At 67.9% G+C, this 972-nt stretch carries 1 pseudogene; it reads left to right on the top strand.

From position 1 onward, the window contains the following. Window positions 1–881, top strand: a pseudogene (locus EN914_RS36575) (hypothetical protein); the annotation flags it as partial. Between the last annotated feature and the right edge of the window lie 91 nt (window positions 882–972).

Genomic DNA, 972 nt, shown 5'->3' with positions numbered 1-972 from the left:
CAACACTTGACGTCACGACCCATCAGTCGGACTCGGCCGGCATCATCGTGCAGTCGGTCGGCGGCGGCGGCGGCAATGGCGGCTTCTCGTTGAACGGCGCGGGTCTTGTGGCTGCTGTCAGCATCGGCGGCAAGGCCGGCACTGCCAGCGACGCCAAGGCAGTGACGGTCGGCATCAATTCAGGGCTGATTCACACGCTTGGCGACCGCTCCACCGGTATCATCGCCCAGTCGATCGGCGGCGGCGGCGGCAATGGCGGCGGCACGGCTTCCGCCGGCCTCGGCGCCAACGTCACAATCGGTGGCAAGGGAGGTGGCGGCGGCACGGGCTGGACCGTCGATGTCACCAATGGCGCGGCGGTACACACCGAAGGTGTCCAGTCTCATGGCATCCTGGCGCAGTCGATCGGCGGCGGTGGCGGCTCAGGCGGATTTGCCGTCTCGGTTGGCGGGCCGTCCTTCTCGCTTGGCGGCGATGGCGCGTCGGGCGGCGGGAGCAAGAAGGTCTATGTCGAAAACACAGGCCTGATCAGCACGGACAAGGATATGTCGATCGGCATCTTCGCGCAGTCGGTCGGCGGCTCGGGCGGCGACGGCGGGTTCGCGATGGCGGCCGGCGCCTTTGCCGCGGTCGGCATCGGTGGCAAAGGCGGGGCCGGCGGCGCGGCCGGCGAGGTAGAGGTCAAGAACACCACCAACATCACGACCGTGGGCTCCCTCTCACACGGCATTCTCGCCCAGTCGGTCGGCCGGCGGTGGCGGCAATGGCGGATCTGTCGGAACGTTTGCCGTCGGTCTGTTCGGCGCCGCTTCCGTGGCGATCGGCGGCGGTGGCGGCGATGGCAATCTCAGCAACCAGGTCACGGTCACCCACAAAGGTGACATTCATGTCGGCGGCATGGGCTCGAAGGCCATCCTTGCGCAATCGGTCGGTGGCAGTGGCGGCAACGGCGGGTCGGGTTATTTAGGGGCG

The sequence above is a fragment of the Mesorhizobium sp. M7A.F.Ca.CA.001.08.2.1 genome (assembly GCF_003998455.1).
Classification (GTDB): Bacteria; Pseudomonadota; Alphaproteobacteria; order Rhizobiales; family Rhizobiaceae; genus Mesorhizobium; species Mesorhizobium ciceri.
Note: the sequence above shows the minus strand (reverse complement) of the source record. Positions and strands in the feature narration are given on the sequence as shown.